This is a genomic window from Streptomyces sp. NRRL S-495 (assembly GCF_000966955.1).
Lineage (GTDB): Bacteria > Actinomycetota > Actinomycetes > Streptomycetales > Streptomycetaceae > Kitasatospora > Kitasatospora purpeofusca.
The window spans coordinates 1-25,175 of the sequence record NZ_JZWY01000380.1 but is presented as its reverse complement, the minus strand read 5'-3'; the positions used below and the strand labels follow the sequence as shown (position 1 = coordinate 25,175).

General features: G+C 72.8%; 23 protein-coding genes and 1 pseudogene. 20 read left to right on the top strand and 4 right to left on the bottom strand.

Annotated features, from left to right (window positions below):
• Window positions 1-3: 3 nt before the first annotated feature.
• The 3 genes from VR45_RS20165 to VR45_RS20155 form a co-directional block, all read right to left on the bottom strand.
• On the bottom strand, window positions 4-1,338 hold the full coding sequence (locus VR45_RS20165; protein WP_045941198.1) for an FAD-binding oxidoreductase: 1,335 nt from the start codon (window positions 1,336-1,338) through the stop codon (window positions 4-6).
• A gap of 199 nt (window positions 1,339-1,537) precedes the next feature.
• On the bottom strand, window positions 1,538-2,131 hold the full coding sequence (locus VR45_RS20160) for a hypothetical protein (RefSeq protein WP_045941193.1): 594 nt from the start codon (window positions 2,129-2,131) through the stop codon (window positions 1,538-1,540).
• A 122-nt stretch (window positions 2,132-2,253) separates the two neighbouring features.
• Entirely contained in the window at window positions 2,254-2,760 is a 507-nt protein-coding gene (locus VR45_RS20155; RefSeq protein WP_063772513.1) for a cysteine/serine endopeptidase inhibitor, read from the bottom strand.
• Window positions 2,761-2,890: 130 nt separating this feature from the next.
• Here VR45_RS20155 and VR45_RS20150 point away from each other — a divergent pair, with 130 nt between their 5' ends.
• The 20 genes and pseudogenes from VR45_RS20150 (at window position 2,891) to VR45_RS42475 (ending at window position 24,471) form a co-directional block, all read left to right on the top strand.
• Entirely contained in the window at window positions 2,891-3,148 is a 258-nt protein-coding gene (locus VR45_RS20150; RefSeq protein ID WP_159394275.1) for a hypothetical protein, read from the top strand.
• A gap of 237 nt (window positions 3,149-3,385) precedes the next feature.
• The gene (locus VR45_RS20145; RefSeq protein WP_045941191.1) at window positions 3,386-3,622 is read left to right on the top strand and encodes a hypothetical protein; all 237 of its coding nucleotides are present in this window, start codon (window positions 3,386-3,388) and stop codon (window positions 3,620-3,622) included.
• A gap of 654 nt (window positions 3,623-4,276) precedes the next feature.
• Window positions 4,277-5,323, top strand: a complete 1,047-nt coding sequence (locus VR45_RS20140; RefSeq protein WP_078896676.1) for a TauD/TfdA family dioxygenase — start codon at window positions 4,277-4,279, stop codon at window positions 5,321-5,323.
• Between the two features lie 32 nt (window positions 5,324-5,355).
• The gene (locus VR45_RS20135) at window positions 5,356-6,642 is read left to right on the top strand and encodes an ROK family transcriptional regulator (protein ID WP_045941190.1); all 1,287 of its coding nucleotides are present in this window, start codon (window positions 5,356-5,358) and stop codon (window positions 6,640-6,642) included.
• On the top strand, window positions 6,639-8,222 hold the full coding sequence (locus VR45_RS20130) for an ABC transporter substrate-binding protein (RefSeq protein ID WP_045941189.1): 1,584 nt from the start codon (window positions 6,639-6,641) through the stop codon (window positions 8,220-8,222). Before VR45_RS20135 ends, VR45_RS20130 begins: the two co-directional genes overlap by 4 nt.
• Window positions 8,223-8,241: 19 nt before the next feature.
• Complete coding sequence (locus tag VR45_RS20125) at window positions 8,242-9,186, top strand: ABC transporter permease (RefSeq protein ID WP_043472500.1); 945 nt, start codon at window positions 8,242-8,244, stop codon at window positions 9,184-9,186.
• Between the two features lie 3 nt (window positions 9,187-9,189).
• The gene (locus tag VR45_RS20120; protein WP_045941188.1) at window positions 9,190-10,044 is read left to right on the top strand and encodes an ABC transporter permease; all 855 of its coding nucleotides are present in this window, start codon (window positions 9,190-9,192) and stop codon (window positions 10,042-10,044) included.
• Complete coding sequence (locus tag VR45_RS20115; RefSeq protein WP_078896675.1) at window positions 10,041-11,711, top strand: ABC transporter ATP-binding protein; 1,671 nt, start codon at window positions 10,041-10,043, stop codon at window positions 11,709-11,711. The genes VR45_RS20120 and VR45_RS20115 overlap by 4 nt, the downstream gene beginning before the upstream one ends.
• Complete coding sequence (locus tag VR45_RS20110; RefSeq protein WP_045941187.1) at window positions 11,708-14,032, top strand: arylsulfatase; 2,325 nt, start codon at window positions 11,708-11,710, stop codon at window positions 14,030-14,032. Before VR45_RS20115 ends, VR45_RS20110 begins: the two co-directional genes overlap by 4 nt.
• 48 nt (window positions 14,033-14,080) lie before the next feature.
• Entirely contained in the window at window positions 14,081-14,713 is a 633-nt protein-coding gene (locus VR45_RS20105; RefSeq protein WP_286163343.1) for a 4'-phosphopantetheinyl transferase superfamily protein, read from the top strand.
• Between the two features lie 160 nt (window positions 14,714-14,873).
• Window positions 14,874-15,716 (top strand): methyltransferase domain-containing protein, encoded by an 843-nt coding sequence (locus VR45_RS20100; RefSeq protein WP_045941185.1) that lies wholly within the window; start codon window positions 14,874-14,876, stop codon window positions 15,714-15,716.
• Window positions 15,717-16,250: 534 nt separating this feature from the next.
• Window positions 16,251-16,721 carry an NUDIX domain-containing protein gene (locus tag VR45_RS20095; RefSeq protein ID WP_045941184.1) on the top strand — a complete coding sequence of 157 codons (471 nt, stop codon included), beginning with the start codon at window positions 16,251-16,253 and terminating at the stop codon, window positions 16,719-16,721.
• 145 nt (window positions 16,722-16,866) lie between these two features.
• A complete protein-coding gene (locus VR45_RS20090) occupies window positions 16,867-17,835 on the top strand; it encodes a Gfo/Idh/MocA family oxidoreductase (RefSeq protein WP_078896674.1) in 969 nt (322 codons plus the stop codon).
• A gap of 29 nt (window positions 17,836-17,864) precedes the next feature.
• Complete coding sequence (locus VR45_RS20085; protein ID WP_045941182.1) at window positions 17,865-19,190, top strand: DegT/DnrJ/EryC1/StrS family aminotransferase; 1,326 nt, start codon at window positions 17,865-17,867, stop codon at window positions 19,188-19,190.
• A gap of 31 nt (window positions 19,191-19,221) precedes the next feature.
• Window positions 19,222-19,911, top strand: a complete 690-nt coding sequence (locus VR45_RS20080) for a methyltransferase (RefSeq protein WP_045941181.1) — start codon at window positions 19,222-19,224, stop codon at window positions 19,909-19,911.
• A 4-nt stretch (window positions 19,912-19,915) separates the two neighbouring features.
• Window positions 19,916-20,743 carry a histidinol-phosphatase gene (gene hisN / locus VR45_RS20075; RefSeq protein WP_045941180.1) on the top strand — a complete coding sequence of 276 codons (828 nt, stop codon included), beginning with the start codon at window positions 19,916-19,918 and terminating at the stop codon, window positions 20,741-20,743.
• A gap of 48 nt (window positions 20,744-20,791) precedes the next feature.
• Window positions 20,792-21,661 (top strand): annotated as a pseudogene (locus VR45_RS50590) (proline dehydrogenase); the annotation flags it as partial.
• Window positions 21,628-22,356, top strand: coding sequence for a carbamoyltransferase C-terminal domain-containing protein (locus VR45_RS48780; protein ID WP_353612706.1), 729 nt, complete (start codon window positions 21,628-21,630; stop codon window positions 22,354-22,356). The pseudogene VR45_RS50590 and the gene VR45_RS48780, both read left to right, overlap by 34 nt.
• 222 nt (window positions 22,357-22,578) lie before the next feature.
• The gene (locus VR45_RS20065) at window positions 22,579-23,163 is read left to right on the top strand and encodes a hypothetical protein (protein ID WP_045941179.1); all 585 of its coding nucleotides are present in this window, start codon (window positions 22,579-22,581) and stop codon (window positions 23,161-23,163) included.
• 21 nt (window positions 23,164-23,184) lie between these two features.
• The gene (locus VR45_RS42475; protein WP_052709222.1) at window positions 23,185-24,471 is read left to right on the top strand and encodes a histidine kinase; all 1,287 of its coding nucleotides are present in this window, start codon (window positions 23,185-23,187) and stop codon (window positions 24,469-24,471) included.
• On the opposite strand, the gene VR45_RS20055 is transcribed toward VR45_RS42475, so the two are convergent.
• On the bottom strand, window positions 24,443-25,175 hold a 733-nt coding region (locus VR45_RS20055; protein WP_045941178.1), incomplete at its 5' end, for a polysaccharide deacetylase family protein. The two genes, VR45_RS42475 and VR45_RS20055, sit on opposite strands and share 29 nt — an antisense overlap.

Sequence of the window (25,175 nt, the reverse complement as noted above, 5' to 3'; positions counted from 1 at the left end):
CGGCTACCTGCCGGCGATGGTGTCGGCGAGGCGGGCGCGGGGGGAGGTGGTGGGGCGGCGGCGGGTCGCTTCCTGGCGGTCGGCGGTGTGGTAGGCGGCGTAGAGGGCGTGGACGCCGAGCCAGCGGAGGGGTTCGGGTTCCCAGCGGCGGACGCTGTGGCCGACCCAGGGCAGCCGGGTGAGTTCGGTGTCGTGGCCGAGGACGAGGTCGCGCAGGGTTCGGCCGGCCAGGTTGGTGGTGGTGACGCCGCTGCCGACGTAGCCGCCGGCCCAGCCCAGGCCGGTACGGCGGTCCAGGTCGACGGTGGCGCACCAGTCGCGGGGCACGCCGAGGACCCCGGCCCAGGCGTGCTCGATCCTGGCGGTGCGGGCGGCGGGGAAGAACTCGTGCAGGATCTCGCGCAGTTGGCGGACGGTCGCGGGCTGGGTGGCGCCGTCGGTGTCGGTGCGGGAGCCGAAGCGGTAGGGGACGCCGCGCCCGCCGAGGGCGATCCGGTCGTCCGCGGTGCGCTGTGCGTACATGTAGGCGTGGGCGAAGTCGCCGAGCACCTCGCGGCCCTCCCAGCCGGTCTCCTCCCAGAAGGAGGCCGGGAGCGGTTCGGTGGCGATCATCGCCGAGTTCATCGGCAGCCAGGTGCGGCGTTCGCCCGCGAGGCCCGAGGTGAAGCCCTCGGTGGCGCGCAGTACGTACCGGGCGGTGACGGTGCCGTGCGGGGTGACGGCCCGGGCCTTGCGGCCGCCGCGGATCGCGGTCACCGGGGTGCCCTCGTACAGTTCGACGCCGAGCCGTTCGACCACCTCGGCGAGGCCGGCGGCGAGCTTGGCGGGCTGGACCCTGGCGCCGTGGGGGCTCCAGACGCCGCCGAGGGCCCCGGCGACGTTCAGTCGGTGCGCGGTCTCCTCGGCGTCGAGCAGCTGGACGCGATCGGCGCCGTAGGCGCGTTCGGCCTCGGTGAAGTCGCGCAGCCGGGCCAGTTGGGCGGGGGTGCGGGCGACCTCCAGGACGCCGCCGCGCACCAGGTCGGCGTCGATGTCCTCGGCGGCGAGGGTGTCGGCGACCTCGCCGACCGCCCGGTCCATCACCCGCTGCATCGCGGCGGCGCGCTCCTGCCCGTAGCGGCGGGCGAAGGCGCCGCGGCCGGCGAAGCCGTTGTACAGCCAGCCGCCGTTGCGCCCGGAAGCGCCGTAGCCGCAGAAGCGCTGTTCCAGGACGGCGATCCGCAGGCCCGGGTCGGCCTTCTTGAGGTAGTACGCCGTCCACAGGCCGGTGTAGCCGCCGCCGACCACGCAGACGTCGACCTCCCGGTTGCCGGGCAGTGCGGGCCGGGCCTCGGGCATCCCGAGCCTGCCCCACCAGAAGGACACTCCGCCGTTCACGCCCGTGCTGTTCCCGGCCGTGCCGTTCACACCCGTGCCACCGGATCCCACGGAACCCGACCTCCACCTCGCGCCGACAGTTTCCCGGACGCTACGCCTGCCGCCCGGGTGCGAACCAGCGCCAGCTTGGAAGAATCCGGTGCCCGCGCGCTGCACCCTGTCAGGCGAGGAGGCGTTCGAGGAGCCCGGCGGCCGGCTCGGCCTGCTCGGGTCCGGGGGCGGCGCAGCGCACGTCGAAGGCCACGTCGCGGGCGCGGGCGAGGGCGGCGGCGTCGCGGGCCGGATCGAGGAAGACGGAGCGCCCCGGTGACAGGAGCATCGGCACGGTGCCTCCGGTCCAGTCGGGGGTGAGTTCGACGAGTCCGCCGTCGTCCTCGGCCATCACCTCCGCCAGGCCGCGCAGGACGGTGAACGCCCAGATCATGCCGGGGAGTTCGAAGTCGACCCGGGTGTCGAGGTCGAGCGCGAGGGCGCCGGTGGCACTGTCGTGGCGGAGGGTGAGGTCCTCGTGCTCGGCCAGTTCGAGGAGGTGGTCGGCGTGGTCGCCGTCGAGCCAGCTGTCGCACTCGGCGACGGCGGCCGGGAGTTCGGCGAGGTACTGGCCGCGCAGGGCCCGGTCGGGCCAGGGGGTGCAGAGACCGGTCCAGTCGGACTCCGGCCAGGCGGAGGCCGGGGCGAGCGGCGAGCGCAGATAGGCCCGCAGGCGGGGTTCGGCGATGGTGACCGCCGCCGTGACCGTGATGTACCGCGCCATGTCCGCCGCTCCTCCGTCGTCGTGCCGACCGCACTGGCCGCGCCGGCTGTGGACGGTGCCGATTGTGCCCGCACCCGCCGACAGTGGGGGCCGCGGCGGGGGCGGGCGACGGGGGTGCCGGCTCAGCCGACGGTCGAGCCGGTGGTCGAGCCGATGGTCGAGCCGGTGACCGGCTCGGAGAGCGGGATGCTCTCACCGGCGAAGCCGGCCTTGACGAACTGCCAGGTGAGGCCGTTGATCACGCCCTGACCGAGGGGCGCGAACCGGGCGAAGGCCGGCTGGCTGAGGTCGATGTGGGTGGAGTCGCAGGACGGACACTTGTCCCTGACCGGCACGGTGACGGTCTTGCCCTGGTAGCTGACCTTGACCGAAATGCCCTTGCAGAGCGGGTCGTTGTTGGGGTTGGCACTGGTCCACCAGGTGTGCGAGACGGCGACCAGCATCTGGCTGCCGGCATTGATCTGAGTCCCGCAGGCGCCGTAGCCCGCATCGTTGTAGTAGGTGGCCTTGCCGGTCATGGGCTTGTTGATCGGTATCGCGGCGCTCGCGGTGCCGGCGGTGAGCGCGACCAGCGCGGCGGCGGCCAGCGGGACGCCCGCCAGGATCCGGAGGTTCGGGACAACTCGCATGTGTGCCCTCCCAGTTCGGTGGTTGGAAAGGACAGTAGGCAGAGCATCCACAACTGGTACAGACATCTGACATGTTGTCATGAACACAGGCGGGGACGCTTTACCCGATCGGCCGACGGAGGGACGATGCGTGACCGCACGACTCCCCCGCGCGTTCAGCAGGGCGCCCGATCCCGTGTCCTCGGAGGCCCCGTTGCGCACCTTCGCCCTGCTCGCCACCCTCACCGCCGTACTCGCCGGCGCCCTCGCCGGCCCGGCCGCCGCCGCACCGAAGCCCCGGGAGGTCAACCAGGGCTACAGCATCCCGGTCGGCGCCGTCACCGATCTCGGTGCGCTCCCCGTACTCGGCAGCCTCGGCCTGGACTTCGCCCGACTGCTGGGGGCGTAGGGACCGGCGGGGAGCCGCCGACGACCGTCTGTCAGGTGCCGGACAGTGCAAGAACTGTCCGGAAGATGATCGTCAGCCCCTCAGGCGAGCCCGTGACCTGCGCCGTCACAGGAACACCACATCGATTCCGGTCGGAATTGGTCTCGACCATTGCCCGGCATCCGCATTCGGAGGAGGCTCCTCGGCGAAGCGCAGGGGCACGGACCCCGGCGCTCACCAATGGGAGGAAGACCACTCATGTCGCTTCGCAAGGCCTTCTCCGCCGTGGCCGTGGCCGGACTCATGGCCGGCGGCGCCCTGATAGCTGCCCCGAGCGCCCAGGCGTCCACCTGGACCTACATCGGCATCTACCCGACCGCCGCCTCCTGCCACGCGGCCGGCCAGGCGTACGTGAACAACCACCAGGCCATCGTCTACTTCTGTGACACCACCACCGAGACGGGCCCGGCGCGGCTCTCCGCCGTCCTCTACTGAGCCGCCGGAACGGACTGACGGTGGGCCGCACGGGCAGTGCGACCCACCGCTAGCGCCGGACTCGACCTCCTCCGGATCCGATCCTCGAAGACGATCCCCGGAGGCACCCCTCGCCGTACTCGGGCCCGTCCGGACACACTCCGGGCGGGCCCTTCGACTGCCCACGGTTACTTCCGCTGCGAGAGTTAGTCCTCCCGACACGCCCGCGACAGGCGGGAACACGCCCTCGCAGCAGCCGCGTCATCACCCGAAAGCCTCCCGCAACGCGGCGTCATACGGCCGCAACACCCGTTCTCAGCAGGCGGAACGGGTGATTGACAGGGATACGCGGGCTTCAGCACGATGAGCGCCGAGCCCAGTCGCAGCACCCCGAGACAGCGGAAGGAGGGCCGATGATCACCCGCACCGTTCACCGTGTCGCCCCGGCCCGTCGCCGCTGTTGTTGTCGCGGGACGCTCGCCCGCTGATTCCCGGCCGCACTCCGGCCGCCCTTCCTCACCGCGGCACCCGTGCGCCCTCCGTCGCACCCCGCCGTGCCCTGCCCCGCCGCTCCCTGCCCGCGTCCGCCTGCACACGGTCGTCCGCGCCGGCCGGGCCCTGTCGGCGCACCCGCCTTCACCGCATCCACCTCCGTACGAGAGTCGAGGATCCGCCATGTCCACCGCCACCACCACCGAACTCCGCCTCACCCCGGCCGCCGGCCGGATCGGCGCGATCGTCCACGACGTGCGCCTCGGCGGCGAGCTGCCCGCCGAGACCGTCGCCGCGATCGAGGCCGCCCTGTACGAGCACAAGGTGCTGTTCTTCCGCGGCCAGCAGCACCTGGACGACGCCGAGCACGAGGCCTTCGCCCGCCTGCTCGGCCACCCGGTCGGCCACCCCACCGTCCCCAGCGCGGACGGCCGCTACGTCTTCGAGCTGGACGCCACCAAGGGTGTGCGCGCCAACAACTGGCACACCGACGTCACCTTCGTCCCCTCCTACCCCAAGGCCTCGATCCTCCGCGCGCTGGAGCTGCCGCCGGCCGGCGGCTCGACCGTGTGGGCCAACACCGCCGCCGCGTACCAGGACCTGCCGGAGCCGCTGAAGGTGCTGGCCGAGTCGCTGCGCGCCGTGCACACCAACGACTACGACTACGCGGCGAGCCTCGCCCTGCGCCCGGAGCTGGCGGACAACGCCGAGATCGCCAACCTGTTCCGGCAGGTCTTCGTCTCCACCGCCTTCAAGACCGAGCACCCGGTGGTCCGGGTCCACCCGGTGACCGGCGAGAAGAACCTCCTGCTCGGCGCCTTCGCCCAGCGGATCCAGGGTGTCTCCGGCGCCGACAGCCGGGCCCTGCTCGCGCTCTTCCAGCGCTATGTGGAGCGGCTGGAGAACACCGTGCGCTGGGACTGGCAGGTCGGTGACGTCGCGATCTGGGACAACCGCGCCACCCAGCACTACGCCGTCAACGACTACGGCGACGAGCCGCGCCTGGTCCGCCGGATCACCCTGGACGGCGACCTGCCGGTGGGCGTGGACGGCGCGCCGAGCCGGCTGCTGGAGCCCGCCGAGCCGCCGCGGGTGGCCGGGCTGGTGCCGGCCGAGGAGCTGGAGACCGCGGCGGCCGAGGCCGCCAAGGTCGCCGCCGCCGAGGCCGCCGGGGCCGGCGCCGCGGTGACCGTGGCCACCGCCACCGCCACCGCCACCGACCGGGGCTGAGCGGAAGGAACCGGAACCGAGGAAGGCGAAGCATGGTCACGGAGACCGCCCCCGCCACGCCCGTCGGCGGGCCGCGCACCGGGGACGCCCGGCGGGACGTCAACGCCGCCGCCGTCCTGCGGGCGGTGCTGGACCACGGCCCGGTGGCCCGCGGCCGGGTGGCCGCGCTCACCGGCCTGAGCCCGGCCGCGGTCTCCCGCCAGGTGGTCGACCTGGTCCGGCTCGGACTGCTGCACGAGCGGCCGGAGTTGACCGCCCCAGGTGCCGGGGCGGTGGGCCGACCGCAGCTCCCGGTCGACGTCGACACCGGCCGGATCGCCGTGGCCGGGCTGCACATCGGCCTGCCGTACACCACCTTCGCCTTCCTCGATCCACGCGGAAACGTGCTGCACCGGCGGGAGTTGAGCAATCGCGGCCGCACCGGCCGGGCCGTGCTGCGGCCGCTGCTGGAGCGGCTGCCCCGGCTGCTGGCCGCCGCGCCGGACGGCCGGACCGTGGTCGGCCTGGGCGCGGTCACCGGCGGCTCGGTCGACCGGGAGCGCGGACTGATCGTCCGTCACGACCCGCTGCGCTGGCGGGACCTGCCGCTCGCGACGCTGCTCGCGGACGCCACCGGGCTGCCCGTCCAGGTCGACAACCACGCCCGGGCGCTGACCCAGGCAGAGATCCTGTTCGGACACCCGGCGGCCCGGCGCTCGATGGTGCACCTGTTCGTCGGCCATGTGGTGGACGCGGCCCTGGCGGTCGCCGGCACCGTGCACGTCGGCCCGGCCTCGCCGACCGGGGACGTCGCCCATCTGCCGGTGCCGGACAGCGACCTGCTCTGCCACTGCGGCCGGACCGGCTGTCTGGCGGTCGCCGCCTCGGACACCACACTGTTCGAGGCGGCGGCCGCCGAGGGGATCACCGAACACCCGGACCGGGCCGCCTTCCTGGCCGCCGTCCAGGCCGGCGACCCGCGCGCCGACCGGCTGGTGCGGCGGCGCGCGGAGGTCATCGGCCGCGCGCTCGCCCTGCTGGCCGACGTGGTCAACCCCGACCTGCTCGTCCTGACCGAGACCTTCGCCCTGCTCGACCCGGCCTATCTGGACGTGGTGCGCACCGAGTTCGCCCGCCGCTCGCACCTGCGGCGGGACGCCGACCTGCTGATCTCCCAGCAGCGCGGCGCCGATGTGCTCGCCGTGGCCGCCGGAGCCGCCGCGCTCACCGCCCTGTACGCCCGTCCGGTGCACGCCCTGACCGCCGTCCCCCGACCGCACCGGCCGATCCCGCACCCGCCGACCCCGCACGCCCCTTCCCGCAGAGGACCACACTCGTGACCAGCTTCCCCACCGCCCCCGCCCTGTCCCGCCGGACACTGCTGCGCGGCGGCCTCGCCGGCGCCGGCCTGCTCTCCCTGGCCGCCTGCCGCTCGGCCGCCGACACCGCCACGGGGCAGGCCACCGGCGACGCGGCGGGCCCGCGCCGCGGCGGCGTCCTCACGGTCGGCACCGGCGTCGACTTCACCCCGGCCCTGCTGTTCGCCCAGAGCGCCAACACCCTCGTGCAGCGCCTGGTCTTCAACACCCTCACCCGCTACGACGACAAGCTCCAGCCGCAGCCCGAGCTCGCCACCTCCTGGCAGGTCGCCGCGGACGGCGCGAGCGTCACGCTCAAGCTGCGCGAGGACGTGACCTTCCACAGCGGCCGCCGGTTCACCGCCGACGATGTGGTGTTCGCGGTCAAGAACCTCCAGAACCCGGCCCGTTCGGCCCAGTTGAGGTCGACCGCGGCCGCTGTCACCGACTTCCGCAAGAACGGCGACTTCGAGCTCACCCTCGTCCTCGCCCATCCGGTGAGCAATCTCTTCGACCTCTTCGAGTTCATGATCGTCCCGGACTCGGCCACCGTCGAGGAGGCGTTCGCCGGGACGAAGCTGATCGGCACCGGCCCCTACACCTTCACCGAGCGCAAGCCCGGCAGCTCGATCACCTTCGCCCGCAACGAGAAGTACTGGAACCCCGGCCGCCCCTACCTGGACGGCGTCGAGATCCGCGTGATCCCGCAGGCGGAGTCGCTGCTCTCCTCCCTCAGGACCGGTCAGACCCACCTCTCCTACAGCATCCGCGGCAAGGACATCGCCACCCTCCGCAGCGACCCGCAGTACCGCATCACGCCCTACGACACCGGCTCCGGCGCCTACTACATCGGCGCCAACCTCACCGCCGAGCACGTCTCCGACAAGCGGGTGCGGCAGGCCATCGCCTGGGCGGTCGACCGCGAGCGGCTGGTCGAGCAGGCGCTCGGCGGCTACGGCACCGTCTCCGCCACCCCGTGGCCCAAGTCCTCCCCCGCGTACAGCGCGGACGCCGCCGGCCACTACCGCCACGACCCCGAGCGGGCCCGGCAGTTGCTCAAGGACGCCGGACTCACCGGCATCAGCCTGCCGTTCGCCCACAGCAACGACCCCGGCAACACCGCCGTCGCCCAGATCCTCCAGTACGACCTGAAGCAGGTCGGCATCGAGACCGTGCTCCAGCCCACCGACTCGCCGACCATGCAGAAGCAGCTGATCGCGCAGAGCATGCCCGCGCTGTGGACCCTGAGCCACGGCTTCGCCCAACTCCACCCCGCCACCCTGGCGGTGAGCGCCTACCCGTTCAACGAGGCGAAGAACAGCTCGCGCTTCAGCTCGCCCGCCTACACCGACATCGTCCAGCGCGCCTGGCAACGGCCCGACAGCGACAGCCCCGAGGCCAAGGCGCTCTACGGACAGATCACCGACGTCCTGCTGGACGAGCAGTTCGTGATCGATCTCGCGATCGCCGGCCTCACCGAGGTCGCCGTCGGCAAGGCACGCGGCGCCACCCTCAACAAGTTCGGCTACCTCAACCTCGACGACGCCTACCTCACGGCCTGACCGGAGGGCCCGGACCCCGATGCGCACCTTCCTCCTCAAGCGGCTCCCCTCCGCCCTGCTCGTCCTCCTGCTCGCCTCCTTCCTGGTCTTCCTGATCCTCCGCCTCATCCCCGGCGACCCGGCCACCTCGCTGGCCGGACCGGACGCCGGACCGGCGGCCGTGGCCGCGATCCGGGCGCAACTCGGCCTGGACCGGCCGCTGTTCGGCCAGTACCTGCACTGGCTCGGCCAGCTGCTGACCGGGGACCTCGGGCCCAGCTACGCGATCGGCGGCCAGGTCGCCGACCTGATCACCGACGGTCTCGGCGCGACCGCCCAACTCACCGCCGCCGCCCTGCTGCTGGTCGTCCTGATCGCCCTGCCGCTCGGCGTGCTCGGCGCCACCGCCCGGCGCCGGCCGGTCGGCGCCGCCGTCCGCGCCTTCACCACCGCCGTCCTCGCCGTGCCGCCGTTCGTCACCGGTGTGCTGCTGGTACTGCTGTTCGCGGTCACCCTCGGCCTGCTGCCGGCCGGCGGCCACGAATCCCTGCTCGACGCCCCCGACCTGGCCCTGCAGTACCTGCTGCTGCCCGCCGTCTGCCTCGCCCTGCCCAGCGCCGCCGTCCTCGCCCGCTACCTCACCGACGGCATCGAACGCGCCCTCGCCGAGGACTACGTGCGCACCGCCACCGCCGTCGGCGTCTCCCGCCGCCGGATCGTCTGGCGGCACGCCCTGCCCAACGCGCTGCCCTCCGCCGTCACCGTGCTCGGCCTGCAGATCGGCCACCTGGTGGCCGGGGCCGTGCTGGTCGAGCGGATCTTCGCCTGGCCCGGGCTCGGCCAGCTCGTCGAGCAGGGCGTGCTGCGCCGCGACTACCCCGTGGTGCAGGACCTCCTGCTGCTGATCGTCGCCGTCTACGTCACCGTCCAGCTGCTCACCGACCTGGTGTACGCCTGGCTGGACCCCCGGATCCGGTGGGAGTAACCGATGACCGCCCTCGCCGCCCCCGCGCGCACCGCCCCGGCCCGTGCCCGCAACCGCTACCTCGCCGGGCTGCTCACCGGACGCGGCCTGACCGGGCTCGCCCTGGTCGGCACCGTCGCCCTGGCCGGGCTGCTCGCCCCGCTGCTCACCGGCCAGGACCCCGACGCCCAGGGGCCGTCGGCGCTCGCCGGGCCGAGCGCCGCGCACCCGTTCGGCACCGACGACCTCGGCCGGGACCTCTTCAGCCGGGTCCTGCACGGCATCACCACCGACCTCGCGCTGATCCTCTCCGCCGTCCCGGTCGGCGCGCTGGCCGGCTGCTCGCTGGCCCTGCTCGCGGCCACCCACCGCTGGGCCGACACCGCCGTCCAGCGGGCCTTCGACCTGGTGCTCGCCTTCCCCGGCCTGATCCTGGCGCTGGCCGTCACGGCCGTGCTCGGGCCCGGCCGCTGGCCGGTGTTCATCGTCATCGCGCTCGCCGAGATCCCGCTGTTCGGACGCCAGTTGCGGTCCGGGATCCTGGTCCAGCGGGAGCGCGAGTACGCGCTCGCGGCCCGGGTCGGCGGCGCCTCCCGGCCCCGGGTGCTGCTGCGACACGTCCTGCCGAACGCGGTCGATCCGCTGATCGTGCAGGCGGCGGTGGCCCTGTCCGTCGGCGTCTTCATCGAGGGCGCGATGAGCTTCCTCGGACTCGGCGTGCGCCCGCCGGAGCCCACCCTCGGCTCCATCCTCAGCCAGTCCGTCGGCTACCTCGCCACCCGTCCGACCTTCGCGGCCGCCCCGCTGGCCGCCACCACCGCGCTGGTGCTCGGCTTCACGCTGATCGCCGAGGCCCTGAACCGGGGGATCCGCCGATGACCGCCAGCACCCCGCCCCGCACCGCCGCCGGGCACCACAGCACCGACGCCCCGCCGCCCCGCACCGTCCTGAAGGTCACCGACCTCACCGTGGAGTTCGACGGCACCACCGCCGTCGACGGCGTCGGCTTCGAGCTCGCCGCCGGCGACACCCTCGGACTGGTCGGCGAGTCCGGCTCCGGCAAGTCCACCACCGCGCTCGCCCTGCTGCGGATGCTCCCGGCCGGCGGCCGGATCACCGGCGGCTCGGTGGAACTGGACGGCCAGGACCTCGCCGCCCTCCCCGAACCGGCCCTGCGCGCCCTGCGCGGCCGGCGGATCGCCATGGTCTTCCAGGACCCGATGTCCTCGCTCAACCCGGTGCTCACCGTCGGCCGCCAGCTCGACGAGGCCCTGCGCGCCCACGGCGCCCACCCCGACCGCCGCGAACGCGCCGCCCGCGCGGTGGAGTTGCTCGACCTGGTGGGCATCCCGGACGCTGCCGGACGGCTGCACGACCACCCGCACCGGTTCTCCGGCGGGCAGCGCCAGCGCATCATGATCGCCCTCGCGCTCGCCAACGACACCGAGGTCCTGGTCGCCGACGAGCCCACCACCGCGCTCGACCCGACCGTCCAGCGGCAGATCCTGGACCTGCTCACCCGGATCAACCGGCAGACCGGCACCGCGCTCGTGGTGATCAGCCACGACCTCGGGGTGATCGCCCGGACCTGCCGCCGGCTGCTGGTCATGCGGCACGGCCAGGTGGTCGAGTCCGGCAGCACCGCCGAACTCCTCGGCGCGCCCCAACACCCCTACACCCGCCAGCTGCTGGCCGCCGTCCCCCGCCTGGAGACCCCCTCCGGGGCAGCCGCCAACAGCGTCCCCGGACCGGAACCGCTGCTCACCGTCACCGGCCTGCGCAAGACCTACGGCTCGCGCCGGCGCGCCGTCACCGCGCTGGACGGCGTCGACCTGGAGCTGCACCCCGGCGAGACCCTCGGCCTGGTCGGCGAGTCCGGCTCCGGCAAGTCCACCCTGGCCCGCGCCCTGGTCCAGGTCCACGCCCCGAGCGGCGGCCGGATCCGCTTCCGGGGCGAGGAGTTCGGCCGGGGCGGCGAACGCACCGCCCGGCGCGAGGTGCAACTGGTCTTCCAGGACCCGTACTCCTCGCTCAACCCCCGGATGACCGCCGGGCAGATCGTCGCCGAACCGCTGATCGCCCACGGCCTGGGCGACCGGGCCGCGCGGGCGAAGCGGGTCGCCGAACTCCTGGAGCAGGTCGGCCTCGACCCGGCGAGCGCCGACCGGCACCCCCGCGCCTTCTCCGGCGGGCAGCGCCAACGCATCGGCATCGCCCGGGCGCTGGCCCCCGAACCGAGCGTACTGATCTGCGACGAACCGGTCTCCGCACTCGACGTCTCGGTGCAGGCGCAGGTGCTCGACCTGCTGGCCCGGCTCCAGCGCGACCTCGGCCTCGCCATCCTCTTCATCGCCCACGACCTCGCGGTGGTGCGGCAGGTGAGCCACCGGATCGCCGTGCTGCACGGCGGCCGGATCGTCGAGACCGGACCCGCCGACCGGGTCGTCACCGCCCCCGAGCACCCGTACACCGCCGAACTCCTCGCCGCCGTCCCCCGCCTGGACCCCGCGCCGGCCCCCGTCCTCACCTCCCGGAGCACCGCATGAGCAGCCCGTCCCGCCGCGACCCCTACGAGGGCTTCCCCGGCACCGTCGGCCGCACCTTCGCCGAATCCACGCCCGCCTGGTCCGAACGGGTCCGCCCACGCGAGGGCGCGCCCAACATCGTCGTCGTCCTGGTCGACGACCTCGGCTACAGCGACATCGGCCCGTTCGGCGCCGAAGTCCCCACCCCCGTCCTGGACGGCCTGGCCGAGCGCGGCGTCAAACTCGCCAACTACCACACCATGCCGCTCTGCTCGCCCGCCCGGGCGGCCCTGCTCACCGGCCTCAACCCGCACCGGGTCGGCTACTCCTTCGTCGCCAACGCCGACCCCGGCTTCCCCGGCTACGGCATGGAGGTCGCCGGGGACATCCCCACCCTGGCCGAGCTGCTGCACGACGCCGGCTACGCCACCTGGGCCGTCGGCAAGTGGCACCTCACCCGCGACTCCGCCTCCAACGCCGCCGACAACCGCGCCAACTGGCCGCTGCAGAAGGGCTTCGACCAGTACTACGGCGTGCTGGAGGGCCTGACCAGCCTCTTCCACCCGCACCAACTCGTCCGCGACAACAGCCCGCTGGACATCGACGAGTTCCCCGACGACTACTACTACACCGACGACATCACCGATCGCGCCATCGACATGGTGAAGTCGCTGCGCGCCCACGACGCCGACAAGCCGTTCTTCCTCTACCTCGCCCACAACGCCGTGCACGGCCCGCTGCAGGCCAAGCCCGCCGACCTCGCCCGCCACCGCGGCCGCTACGACGGCGGCTGGGACGAACTGCGCGCCGCCCGCTTCGCCCGCCAGCTCGCCGCCGGCCACTTCCCGCCCGGCACCGAACTGCCGGACCGCAACGCCGAGTCCGGCCACGAGGTCGGCCCCTGGAGCGAACTCACCGAACCGGAGCGGCGGTTGTACGCCCGCTACATGGAGGTCTACGCGGCCATGGTCGACAACGTCGACCAGAACCTCGGGCGGCTGCTCGACACCCTCACCGAGCTGGGCGAACTGGACAACACCATCGTGGTGTTCACCTCCGACAACGGCGGCACCGGCGAGGGCGGCGCCGAGGGCACCCGCAGCTACTTCAGCCGCTTCGTCCACCACCCGAACCTCCCCGCCGACTGGAACCCCGACGTCGAGCGCGAGGTCGAACTCATCGGCGGCCCGCGCTCGCTGGTCCACTACCCGCGCGGCTGGGGGATGGCCTCCAACACGCCGTTCCGCCTCTACAAGGGCCAGACCCACGCGGGCGGGGTGCGGGTCCCGTTCGTACTGTCCTGGCCGGCCGGCCTCCCCCGCGCCGAGGGCGATCCCGGCGTCCGCACCCAGTACCAGTACGTCACCGACCTGCTGCCCACCCTGCTGGACCTGGCCGGCGTCGAACGGCCCGCCCGGCGCGCCGGACAGCCCGTGCAGTCCCTCGACGGCTTCCCCTTCACCAGCGTCCTGCGCGACCCCGCCGCCGGCTCCACCCACCACGAGCAGTACTGCGAGATGACCGGCAACCGCAGCTACTACCGCGACGGCTGGAAGCTGGTCACCCTGCACCGCCCCGGCACCCCGTACGAGGACGGCGAGTGGGCCCTGCACGACCTGCGCACCGACCCCACCGAGATCCACGACCTCGCCGCCGAACACCCGGCACTGGTCAAGGAGTTGTCAGCGGCCTGGGAGCTCGCCGCCCGGGACAACGGGGTCTTCCCGCTCGCCGACGGCAGCGGCGCGCTCGCCCGCCGCCACCCGGACGACGCCCGGCTGCGCCGCCCGCTGCGCCTGCTGGCCGGCACCCCCGAGCTCGAACGCTACCGCTCGTCCCGGCTGATCTCCTTCCGCTCCTTCACCGTCGAGGTCGAACTCGCCCACCACGGCGCCGAGGACGCCGGCGTGCTGGTCTCGCACGGCGACCAGGGCGGCGGCTACAGCCTCTACGTCGAGGACGGCCGGCTGCGCCTCGCCTACAACCAGTACGGCGAACTCTTCGAGGCCGACGCCGGACCGCTCGCCCCCGGCGCCCGCCTGGTCACCGTCGAGGCCACCGCCGTCCCGGGCCTGCGCTGGGAGTTCCGGGTGCTGGTCGACGGCGCGGAGACCGGTCGGCTGGGCCCCGTCCACCAGCTGATCGGAATGGCCCCGTTCCAGGGCATCAGCGTCGGCGTGGACCGCAAGTCCCCGGTCTCCTGGCCGGTGTACGAGCGCCACCGCTCCTTCCGCTACGGCGGCGGCCTGCGCGCCGTCACCTACCGGCCCGGCGACCCCGCCCCCGACGACCCGGAGACCGTCGCCCGGGCCCTGCGGGAGGCCGCCGCCGCGTTCGAATAGCCTGTCCCCGCAGAACCTTGTCGTCCGTCCTGTCCCGGGGGAACAGTGATCAGCGCACTCCTGCCCGCGCCCGTCGTCGTCGAGACCGCCTACTCCGACCCGCCCCAGGCCCGCCTGGAGCCCGAGGAGGAGGCGGTCATCGCCCGCGCCGTCGAATCCCGGCGCCGCGAGTTCACCACCGTGCGCCACTGCGCCCGGCTCGCCCTCGGCCGCCTCGGCGTCCCGTACCGCCCCCTGGTGCCCGGGCTAAGGGGCGCCCCGGGCTGGCCCGAGGGCGTGGTCGGCTCGCTCACCCACTGCGCCGGCTTCCGCGCCGCCGCCGTGGCCCGCGCCGAGGACGTGCTCTCCCTCGGCATCGACGCCGAACCCGCCCTCCCGCTCCCCGAGGGCGTCCTCGACGCGATCGCCCTCCCCGCCGAACAGGAGCGCAACACCGCCCTCTCCACCGCCCACCCCGGCACGCCCTGGGACCGCATCCTCTTCAGCGCCAAGGAGTCCGTCTACAAGACCTGGTTCCCGCTCACCCACACCTTCCTCGACTTCTCCGAGGCCGACCTCACCCTCCGCCCGGACGGCACCTTCACCGCCGTCCTCCTCGTCCCCTCCCCGCTCCCCACCCTGGACGGCCACTGGCGCGTCCACGACGGCCACCTCGCCACCGCCATCACCGTCCTGCGGTAACCGGTCACGGAGAAGCGGTTCCCAGCACCGGTCGCACGGGAAGTCCTTCAGGAACAGCGGAACGGCGTCGCGTTCGTCCGGGAACACCTTTGCCCGCTCCCCGCGAACGCCGCCGGCCCTCGTCACCCGCCGACTCACCCCTCGCACCCGGGAGATCGCGATGACCGACAACCCGTCCGCGCAGCACGGCGTCCCGTCCTCACCCGACCCTGACCCGCTCCGTGACGAGCACACCGAGATCGTGGACGGCGCGGCCGTCGACGGGAACATCCATGTCGGCTATTGGGACAGCCCGGCGGACGGACGGTCGCTCGACCAGGCCACCGACCGGCTCACCGACCTCGTGGCGGGGCGGCTGGCCGCCGCACCCGGCCGCAGTCTGCTGGATGTCGGCTGCGGAACGGGACGGCCCGCGCTGCGCATCGCCCGGGCCACCGGTGGCCAGGTGTCGGGAATCTCGGTCAGCGCCGAGGACATCGCCCTCGCACGGACCCGGGCGGAGGCCGCCGGGCTCGCCGACCGGGTGGATTTCCGGTACGCGGACGCCTGCGCACTGCCTTTCGAGTCCGCGTCCTTCGACGGTGCCTGGGCGATCGAGTCCATGATGCACATTCCCGACCGGACCGCCGCCCTCACCGAGATCGCCCGGACCCTGCGGCCCGGCAGCACGCTGGTCGTCACCGACGTGCTGCTCCGGTCGCCGGTGACCGGTGAGGCCGCGGAGACGGTCCGCCGGACCTGCCGGGCGTTCGGGTCTCCTGCGCTCCCCGAGCCGGCGGAGCTCCGCACCGCCCTCGACCGCGCCGGTCTGGAGGTTCTGGAGTTCCAGGACATCGGGGAGCACGTCCGGCGCACCTACCAGGCGTTCGCCGATGCCTTCGCGAATGTCACCCCCGCCGTGGACGACCCGCACTACGAGTTCTTCGACTTCGCGCGTTCCCTTCCCCGGTTCGGTGCCCTCGCGGAGGTCGGCTACGCCTTCGTGGTCGCGCGCCGCCGGTGAACGGAGGCGCCGGCCGGGTCGGCGGCGCCGGCCGTCTCGGCGGGGCCGGAGGACGGCATCGCCGAGACGCGAAGGGCGGCCGATCCGGCCAATAGAGTTCCCTCACGATCCGTCAGCGGTGGCAGGAAAGAATCGCTCAAGAATCCGCTGCCGGAGCCCCGTCGCCATGGAGCAGGCGGACCGGACTGATACCGGACCGTGCGCGAACAAGGCCCCCGCCCCGGCGATTCCGCCGGGGCGGATCCGCGGCACACACCGGGAGGCAATCCCTCAGCACACGACCGCTCGCCATGTCAAGTGGAAGTCGAGGCGCCCCGAAGAAGTTCGTCCCCGCACCTGTTCTCCGAGATTCGGCTAACCTCGCGGAGTGGAGATGCAAGCTTCAGGTCGTTCATTCTCCAGTTCGCATCCAGACCGCTTAGTCCCGCCCCGACCCCGCCGTTCGGAATGCTCGACCCCCCGCCCGTTCGACCGTTCGTACAGGAATACTGATTCCGTACCCCCGTGCCCGTCCGAGCGCGACGGGGGACCCTCATGACCGGGGCAGCCCGGCCCCGACCGGTGGTGGGCGCGCTGATCCGCGATCCGGCCGGCCGGATCTTCGTCCAACGCCGCTCGGCCGACCGCTCCCTCTTCCCCGGCTGCTGGGACGTGGTCGGTGGAGCCGTGGAACCAGGGGAGTCCCTCCTGGACGCGCTCCGCCGGGAGATATCGGAAGAGACGGGGTGGCGGTTGCGCCGCGTTCTCGCCCGGTTGGCACACACGGAGTGGACGGGGAACGGCATACGGCACATCGAGTCGGACTACCTCGTCGAGGTGGACGGGGACCTCTCCTCGCCCGCACTCGAACCGAACAAGCACACCGAGTTCGCCTGGCTGGCCGCCGAGGACGTCACGCTGCTCGACGAGAACACACTGCGCAGCGGCAGCACCTTCATCAAGGACGTCGTGACCGCGGCACACGCCTGGCGCGCCGACCCTTCGGGGAGCCGCACGGCTCTCTGAACCGTCTGCGGACGCGTAAGTCCGATCCGGGCCGCACAACCCTTTCCCGACTTCCCACGTCATCGTCGAGCGGTGTTCTGCGAGGGGAATATTCTGCATGCCCGGCGACAGGCTGAAGGACATCCGTCCGCGACCACGAGTCCTGATGATCGGATTTGCCGGGCATCAAGGAAAGGAGTACCTGCCGATCGTCCAGGAGAGTGCCGATATCGTCGGCGGCGTCGACTCCGCCCCGCTCGCCGTGCCACTCGCCGACGAATGGGGATTCCCGTACTACGGGAGCCTCGACAACGCACTGAAAGCCGTCGACTTCGACGCCGCAGTGGTCACCGTGCCTCACGGCGAGCATTTCCCGGTCTGTACGCGGCTGCTGGCGCACGGCAGGCACGTCATCAAGGAGAAGCCGTTCGCGGTCACCGAACCCGAAGCGCGCCATCTGATACAGCTCGCGCAGCAGGCCGACCGCAGCGTCTTCACCCTGCTGCAACGGAACTTCGACCCGGTGTTCCGGTTCGCCCGGGACAACCTCGCGCGGATCGGGAGGCCCTACTGGTTCTCCTACGACTACCACTTCAACCTGGCTCGTCCGACCACGGGTTGGCGCGCGTCCCGGGAGCAGGCGAGGGGTGGTGTGCTCCTCGACATGGGCTACCACCTTGTCGATGTGCTCAACGGGATGTTCCCCGAGGCCCCCCGGGTGCACTCGGCCTTCGTGCACCAGTACCAGGAGACGCGGGACCGCCGACTGGAGGATCTGGTCGCCCTCCTGTGCAGCTACCCGTCGAGGGGGCTGGCGGGCTCGCTGCGCATCTCGCGCCACAGCCTCGCGAAGACCGAACAGCTCTGTGTGCTCGGTTCGGAAGGCGCGTTGAACGTCGCCCCCGGGGCGGCCACCCTGCATGCCGTCGGAGGGGCCCAGTTGGAACGCTACGCCCCGGAAGGATCCAGGACCGACATCACGCGCTCCATGTTCAGCCACTACCTGGACCGCCTGGAGGACCGCGACTACCGCCGGGACCACCTCCTGCGCCAACTCGCCACCGTTCGCACGATCGACGGAATCTACCGGGCCCGATCGGGCGGGACGAGCGGACTCACCGACCGATGCGCCTGACCCACCCCGCAAGGACAGGAAGAGAGCACATGAGTACCGACGAACGGCTCGCCCTTCTCGGGGGCGCACCCGCCATCTCGCGGCCACTGCCCCACGAGGTGTGGCCGCCCCCCGCGGACAAGGCGGAGCTGTCCGAGCTGGCCGCGCAGCGGAACACCGACATCTCCATCAAGGGCAACAGCGGCCCCATCGGTCGGCTCGAAGCCGACTTCCTCGCCTTCCTGAACGGCGGCGCCCGCTACGCGGTCACCTTCAACTCCGGCACCAGCGCGCTCCTCGCCGCCTACTTCGCCCTCGGCGTACGCGAGGGGGTGGACGTCGTGGGACCGGCGCTCACCTACCACGCCGCGCTGAGCCCCGTCTTCGCGCTGCGCGGCGACGTGGTCCTCGCCGACATCGACCCCGACACCCGCGGCCTGGACCCCAAGGCACTCCAGTCCGCGCTGACCGAGCACACCAAGGTCGTCACCGTCGTCCACCAGTGGGGCCACCCCTGCGACATGGACGCGATCCTGTCGATCGCCGAACGGCACGGGCTGCGCGTCCTGGAGGACTGCTCCCACGCCCACGGCAGCCGCTACAAGGGCCGGCCGGTCGGCACCTTCGGCGACGCCGCCGTCTTCTCCCTCCAGGCCAACAAGGCCGTCTACGCCGGAGAAGGCGGCATCCTCGTCACCAGCGACCCCGGGATCCAGGACCGCGCCACCCTCCTCGGGCACTACCGGGACCGCTCCCGGGACTCCGTCCTCGACGAGGACCTGCGGGCCCACTGGGTCACGGGCTTCGGACTCAAGCTGCGCATGTCACCGTTCAACGCCATCGTCGCCCGGCACGCCCTCGCCGCCTTCCCCGCACGCAAGGAGGCCCGGCACCGGTGCCTGCGGCACCTCGGCGAGCAACTCGCCGACGTGGAGTACCTGCAGCAGGTCCATGTCGCCGACCACGTCGACATGGGCGCCTGGTACGGCTACAAGCCGCTCTACCGGCCCCAGGCACTGGGCGGCGTTCCGCGTTCGGTGCTCATCCGGGCGCTGCGCGCCGAGGGCATGGAGGTCGGCGCCCCCTCCGGCCCCCGGCTGTCCACCCTGCCGCTCTACGCCCGCCCCGAGAACCCCCTCTTCCCCGGAGTCCCCAAGAAGGCCACCGCGCCGGGGGCCGACTCGCAGGCCGAGCACGTCGAGCAGCACGCGCTGTCCTTGCCGACCTTCACCGCCTGGCCCGACGACAGGGTGCTCATCGACCAGTACGCCGAGGCGTTCCGCAAGGTCGGCCGTCACCGCGAGGCGCTGGTCCGGTACGCCGCCGATCTGCCCCGCGCCGCCGATCTGCCCCGCGCCGCCGATCTGCCCCGATGACCGGAACCGCACCACCGAAGAGGGAGTGGGCATGACTGTCGAAGAGTCGCCGGAGGACGTGGCGAGAGCCCTGCAGCACGCTCTCGCCGGTGACGACCTGCCGGACACCTTCACCCTGCTGGGACGGGAATGGAGCCTGCACCGGGGTGTCTGGCCCAGCACGCTGAGCGCGGCCACCGAGGTGATGGCCTCGGTGGTGCCCTATCCCCGGGACGGCTCGTTCCTGGAGGTCGGCTGCGGTACGGGCGTCATCGCCGTCACCGCCGCACTCAGCGGCTGTGCCTCCGTCACCGCACTGGACATCAACGAGAAGGCCGTGGCCAACACCGTCGCCAACGCCGAGCGGCACGGTGTGGGCGACCGGGTCCGCGTCCTCCACAGCGACATGTACACGGCGCTCGATCCCCTGAGCCGCTTCGACACGATCTTCTGGAACGTGCCCTGGACCTACGTGGAGGACGGCTTCGCCCTCTCCAGCGACATCCACTCCGCCGTCTTCGACCCGGGCTACCGGGGCCAGGCCCGCTACCTCGCCGGGGCGCACGAGTACCTGACCGACGGCGGCCGGCTGCTGCTGGGCACCGCCCACCTCGGGGACCGTGCACGGCTCGACGTGCTCGCCGGTGAGGCCGGCCTGCGGATCGACATGCTGCGCAAGGTCCGCCGGATCGAGGAAGTGGGCGTCATGGAGTACCACCTGCTCGAACTGCGAACGAGGTGATCCGGTGACGCCGCCCGTACCACCGGAGGACGACCTCGAACTGGCCCTCCGTCTGGGCGACCTCGCCGACGGGCTCACCGTCCGCCGCTTCCACGCCCTCGACCTGCGGGTCCGGGAGAAGCCGGACCGTACACCCGTGACCGACGCGGACACCGCCGTCGAGACGGCCGTCCGCGAGGAACTGCGGTCCGCCCGCCCCGATGACGCGTTCGCCGGGGAGGAGACCGGCGGCTCCGTCTCCTCCGGGCGCACCTGGCTGGTCGACCCCATCGACGGCACCAAGAACTTCCTGCGCGGCGTACCGGTCTGGGCCACGTTGATCGCCCTGCTGGAGGACGGTCGCCCCACCGTCGGCGTGATCAGCGCCCCCGCCCTGCACAGCCGCTGGTGGGCGGCGGCGGACCGGGGCGCCTGGCTGCGCCGGGGACCGGCCGGCACCACCCCCGTGCGCCTGGGGGTCTCCGGCCGCACCCGCCTCGACCAGGCGTACCTCTCCACCACCAGCACCCGGACCTGGGACGTCTTCCACTCACGTGCGGCCTATCTGCGGCTGGCCGAAGCCTGCTGGGAGGACCGTGCCTTCGGCGACTTCCTCCAGCACTGCATGGTCGCCGAGGGAACGCTCGACATCGCGGCCGAACCGGTCGTCAACCCCTGGGACATCGCCGCGGTACAGGTTCTCGTGGCGGAGGCCGGCGGCCTCTGCACCGACCTCCTGGGCGCCTCGCCCCGGAACGGCACCGGCGCCCTGTCCGCCAACCCGCGGTTGCACCGGCTCGCCCTGAAGGCCCTCTCGGCGCCGCCCGCAGCACCCGGGCCGCCCGGACCCTGAGCCCGCCCCGAACCGTCGGACGCGGAACCCACCGAGAAACGGACCATCATGCTGATTCTTTCCCTCAAGGAAGGCCATGACGGGGCGATCGCGGCCGTCGACGACGGCAGGCTGCTCTTCTCCCTGGAAGCGGAGAAGGACTCGTTCCTCCGCTACAGCAACCCGACGGCCGAACTGTTCGCGACGGCGGCGGACCGGCTGGACAGGCAGCCCGACGTCGTCGCCGTGAGCGGCTGGATCAAGGGGACCCAGTGCACCGACCAGGCTTCGCGCGCCGGGTACTTCGGTGTGGGCGCAGCCGCGATCACGGACGAGGCCGGCCGGTTCTTCGGCAAGGCCGTACGCGTCTTCTCGTCCACCCATGAGCGCTCCCACATCATGACGTCCTACGGCATGTCGGCACTCCGCCGGGACCAGCCCTTCTACAGCCTGGTGTGGGAGGGGAACATCGGCTCGTTCTACCGGATCGACCAGCACGGGAAGGTGACCCATCTCAAGGAGGTGCTCAACTACCCGGGCAACAAGTACTCCTACGGCTTCGCGCTCGCCGACCCGAAGTTCAGTCCGCACCAGGAGTTCGTCCGGTTCCAGGACGCGGGGAAGCAGATGGCCCTGGCCGGATTCGCCGAGAACCGGCCGGCGACCCGGGCCGAACAGGACGTCATCGACTTCGTCCTCGGCCAGAAGGAGGTCATCACTGGAAGCCTGAAGGACCGGATGACCGATTCCCCCTTCCACAACGTCGGTGTGGAATCGAGCGCGTACAAGAACCTGGCGGCCCGGCTCTCGGACGCCATCTTCGACCGCTTCCACGCGTACGCCCGGGAGTACCTGACCGAGGGAATCCCGCTGCTCGTCTCCGGGGGCTGCGGGCTCAACTGCGAGTGGAACCGGCGCTGGCGCGAGTGCGGGCTCTTCCCCGCGGTCTTCGTTCCGCCGTGTCCCAACGACAGCGGCTCCGCGATCGGCACCGCCATCGACGCCCAGCACTTCTACACCGGGTCGGCCGACCTGGAGTGGGACGTCTACGCGGGCGGCGAATTCGTGGAGGACATCGGGTTCGACCCGCAGCGCTACGAGATCCGCCCGCTGGACCACCGCGAGGTCGCCCGCCACCTCCGCGACGGGAAGATCATCGGCTGGGCGCGGGGCCGCTGGGAGATCGGCCCCGCGCCCTCGGGAACCGGTCGATCCTGGCCGCTCCCTTCACCGAGGAGACCACGGCCAGGCTCAACAGGATCAAACAGCGCGAAAGCTACCGCCCCATCGCCCCGATCTGCCTGGAGCAGGAAGCGGGCCGCTGGTTCGGCGGTGGCCTCCCCGACCCCTACATGCTGTACTTCAGCCGGGTCGAATCCGCCGACCTGCGCGCGGTGACACACGTCGACGGGACGGCCCGCACCCAGACCGTCGACCCGGCCGCGAACCCGGCCATGGGTGAACTGCTGACCGCCTTCGGCGAACTCACCGGATTCAGCGTCCTCTGCAACACTTCGCTCAACTATTCGGGACGCGGGTTCATCAACCGGAGCAGCGACCTGATCGCCTACGGCGAGCTGCACGGACTGGACGGGTACGTCGTGAACGACGTCTTCGTCACACCGCGACGCTAAAGCTTGTTCCGGAAGGTCCGGGACAAGCTTTAGGACTTCCAGCGGCGTCGGTCAGGGCCCGGAACGGGTGAGGACCGTCGGAACGGCCACCGGACAGGGCGTGGCGAGGTCGGGGCGCGGGTGGGGCCTGGGACTCATGTTCCCGGGACAGGGCCGGGAGGAGGGTGGGAGTACAGCGCCCGCCGGAACCGGAGCGGGCCAGGACGGTTACGAGGTGTAACCATGGCTAGTAACTCCGTCACCGCAGCGCCCGCCCTGCTCGTCACCGTGCACACCCAGGTACGGGACGGGGTGCCCGGCAAGCTGCTGGCACACGGCTTCATGACCAGCGGCTCGACCGTGCTGGTCCCGGATCCGCCCCGGGAGCTGGCGAGCCCGTGGCGCAGATACATCCTCCGGATCTCCCGGTCACCGGGGCGCGACGGCACCGCCGAGGTGCTCCCCGTCGCCGGCATCGGCCTGGCGGCCGTCCACGGGGACGGGGTCAGCACCGCGGCGGCCCTGCTGACGCTGGTCTGGCCGACCCGGTTCGAGGTCCCCACCGTGACCTCCACGCCGGAGCGGATCGCCGAGCTCCTGGTCCGCCACCACGGCGACCAGTGGGCGGTCTACGCCGAACTCGGCTTCCGGGTGGTGCGCCCGGCCCGGAAGCCCGGACCGCCCGACGAGTGGTGGCTCGGCCCGGCGTTCGAGCAGGAGGTGCACTCCAGCGCCGAGGACTACAGCTGCGGCACCTGCGGCAGCAGCCCGGTCTGCTGCCGGCGTCCCGCCCCGCGAGCCGCGGCCCCGGCCGCCGACGCGGCCTGACCGGGCCGCGGGGCGATCCCGATGATCACGGCGGCGGCGCCGCAACGGCCGCGGGAGGCCCGGGACACCGGACCGGGCCTCCCGCGGGCGGTCGGCCTGCAGGACGTCGCGCTGGCGCTCGCGGCCGTCGTCCCGGAGCTGTTCTACTTCGGGACCGTGCTCACCCCCTGGGCGAGCTGGGACCAGCGGCTGTGGATGGTCCTGCTCGCCCTGGGCGAGGCCGCCGCCCTGGTGGTGCGCCGCCGGTGGCCGGTGGCGGTGTTCGGCGTGGTGTGGGTGATCTCGGCCGGCTCCGACCTGCTCTCCTGGGCGAACGCGCTCGACTACGTGCCGTGCTTCGGGCTCATGATCGCCCTCTACACCGTCGCCGCGTCGTGCCGCCGGCCGGTCGCGTACGCGGCCCTGTTCCTCACCCTGGTGCCGCTGGGGCTGGCGATCGCCGAGACCATCGGCAACTACCAGGGACCGCGGCTCGCCTCCGTGCTCGTCGCGAACCTCGCCTTCTACGTCCCGGTGACGCTGGTGGTCTGGGGCTTCGCCCGGTGGAGCCGGGCCGCCGAGGAGGCCGCCGAACGGCACCGGCAGGAGGTCGCCAACGCCCGGCTGCGGGTCACCCAGGAGCGGGTGCGGATCGCCCGGGAGCTGCACGACATCGTCGCGAACGCCGTCGCGGTGATCGTCATGCGGGCGGAGACGGCGCGGGTCACGGCCCTGGAGGATCCGGCGCGCGGGGAGGCGTTCGGGCACATCGAGGACCTCGGCCGGTCGACGATGGCCGAGCTGCGGCACATGCTGCGGCTGCTCCGCAGCTCCGAGGCGGCGGTCGAGTGCGGGTACAGCCACGGGCTGGGCGATCTGGACCGGTTGCTGGCGGACGTCCGGAAGTCCGGTGTCCGGATCTCCGTGGAGACCCGGGGCGCCCCGCTGCGGATCGACGACAGCGTCAGCCGGACCGCCTACCGGCTGGTCCAGGAGGCCGCCACCAACATCACCAAGCACGCCGGTCCGGGGACCAGGGCGGTGGTGCGGATCACCTGGGACCGGGCTCTGCTGATCGAGGTGGTCGACGACGGCGCCGGGCGGCCGCCGGACGACCGGCGGGAGCTGTCGACCGGGCACGGGCTGCTCGGGCTGCGCGAACGGGTGGCGCTGTACGGCGGGCTGCTGAGCGCGGCCCCGTACGGGCCCGGGTACCGGGTGGCGGCGGCACTGCCGGTGTCCGCGGCCGGCAGTGCCCGGCCCGCCGAGGGCGTCGACGGTGAGCAGCTCGCGGAGGGGGTCAGCGGAAGGCGTCGGAGAGGCGGGTGAAGGTCCGGCCGGCCGCCAGGAGGGTGGGGAGGGCGGCGGCCAGGCCGGGGGCGGTGCCGGCGGTGGGGTGGTTCAAGTGGGCGATGACGATGGCGCCGGGGGCGGCCTCGAGGAGTTCCCGGCGGACCTGGGCGGCGGGGAGGGTGGCGCCGCCGTCGGCGTTGGTGCTGAAGCCGGCGATCCGCTGGCCGAGGTCGGCGGCGATCCGGGTGGCGACGTCGTCGTAGTGGGCGGTGCCGGAGCGGAAGAAGGCCGGGGGGCGGCCGAGGAGGGCGGTGAGCTTGGCGAGGTTGCCCGCGATCTCGTCGTGGACCTCGCCGGGGTCGCGGGTGCCGGCGATGCCGTAGGCCGAGCGGCCGGTGACGGAGAGGGGGCGGTGGGCGGTGCCGTGGTTGGCGATCTCGAAGAGCGGGTCGGCGGCGAGGCTCTCGAAGGTGGCGGGGTTGGCGTCGATCCAGCGGGCGTTCAGGAAGAGGGTGGCGGGGACGCCGTGGGTGCGGAGGGTGTCGACGAGGGCGGCGTCGTAGCCGGAGCCGCCGGGGCCGCCGCAGGCGTCGAAGGTGAGGGCGATGGCGGGGGCGGCGGACCTGGGGAGGCCGGTGAGCACTCCGGGGACGTCGAGGCCCCAGGCGGCGGGGGCGGCGTCGGCGTAGCGGGCGGTGATGAACGCGCGGGTGGGGACGGCGGCGGGGGCGGGGGCGGGC

Bases quoted from the DNA above. Each gene is read 5' to 3' on its own strand.
- VR45_RS20085 (WP_045941182.1), top strand. From the start codon at position 17,865: ATGAGTACCGACGAACGGCTCGCCCTTCTCGGGGGCGCACCCGCCATC.
- VR45_RS20155 (WP_063772513.1), bottom strand. From the start codon at position 2,760: ATGCGAGTTGTCCCGAACCTCCGGATCCTGGCGGGCGTCCCGCTGGCC.
- VR45_RS20135 (WP_045941190.1), top strand. From the start codon at position 5,356: ATGGTCACGGAGACCGCCCCCGCCACGCCCGTCGGCGGGCCGCGCACC.
- VR45_RS20160 (WP_045941193.1), bottom strand. From the start codon at position 2,131: ATGGCGCGGTACATCACGGTCACGGCGGCGGTCACCATCGCCGAACCC.
- VR45_RS20065 (WP_045941179.1), top strand. From the start codon at position 22,579: ATGGCTAGTAACTCCGTCACCGCAGCGCCCGCCCTGCTCGTCACCGTG.
- VR45_RS20095 (WP_045941184.1), top strand. From the start codon at position 16,251: ATGACCGGGGCAGCCCGGCCCCGACCGGTGGTGGGCGCGCTGATCCGC.
- VR45_RS20110 (WP_045941187.1), top strand. From the start codon at position 11,708: ATGAGCAGCCCGTCCCGCCGCGACCCCTACGAGGGCTTCCCCGGCACC.
- VR45_RS20080 (WP_045941181.1), top strand. From the start codon at position 19,222: ATGACTGTCGAAGAGTCGCCGGAGGACGTGGCGAGAGCCCTGCAGCAC.
- VR45_RS20140 (WP_078896676.1), top strand. From the start codon at position 4,277: ATGTCCACCGCCACCACCACCGAACTCCGCCTCACCCCGGCCGCCGGC.
- VR45_RS20125 (WP_043472500.1), top strand. From the start codon at position 8,242: ATGCGCACCTTCCTCCTCAAGCGGCTCCCCTCCGCCCTGCTCGTCCTC.
- VR45_RS42475 (WP_052709222.1), top strand. From the start codon at position 23,185: ATGATCACGGCGGCGGCGCCGCAACGGCCGCGGGAGGCCCGGGACACC.
- VR45_RS20145 (WP_045941191.1), top strand. From the start codon at position 3,386: ATGTCGCTTCGCAAGGCCTTCTCCGCCGTGGCCGTGGCCGGACTCATG.
- VR45_RS20090 (WP_078896674.1), top strand. From the start codon at position 16,867: ATGATCGGATTTGCCGGGCATCAAGGAAAGGAGTACCTGCCGATCGTC.
- VR45_RS20100 (WP_045941185.1), top strand. From the start codon at position 14,874: ATGACCGACAACCCGTCCGCGCAGCACGGCGTCCCGTCCTCACCCGAC.
- VR45_RS20120 (WP_045941188.1), top strand. From the start codon at position 9,190: ATGACCGCCCTCGCCGCCCCCGCGCGCACCGCCCCGGCCCGTGCCCGC.
- VR45_RS20115 (WP_078896675.1), top strand. From the start codon at position 10,041: ATGACCGCCAGCACCCCGCCCCGCACCGCCGCCGGGCACCACAGCACC.
- VR45_RS20165 (WP_045941198.1), bottom strand. From the start codon at position 1,338: ATGCCCGAGGCCCGGCCCGCACTGCCCGGCAACCGGGAGGTCGACGTC.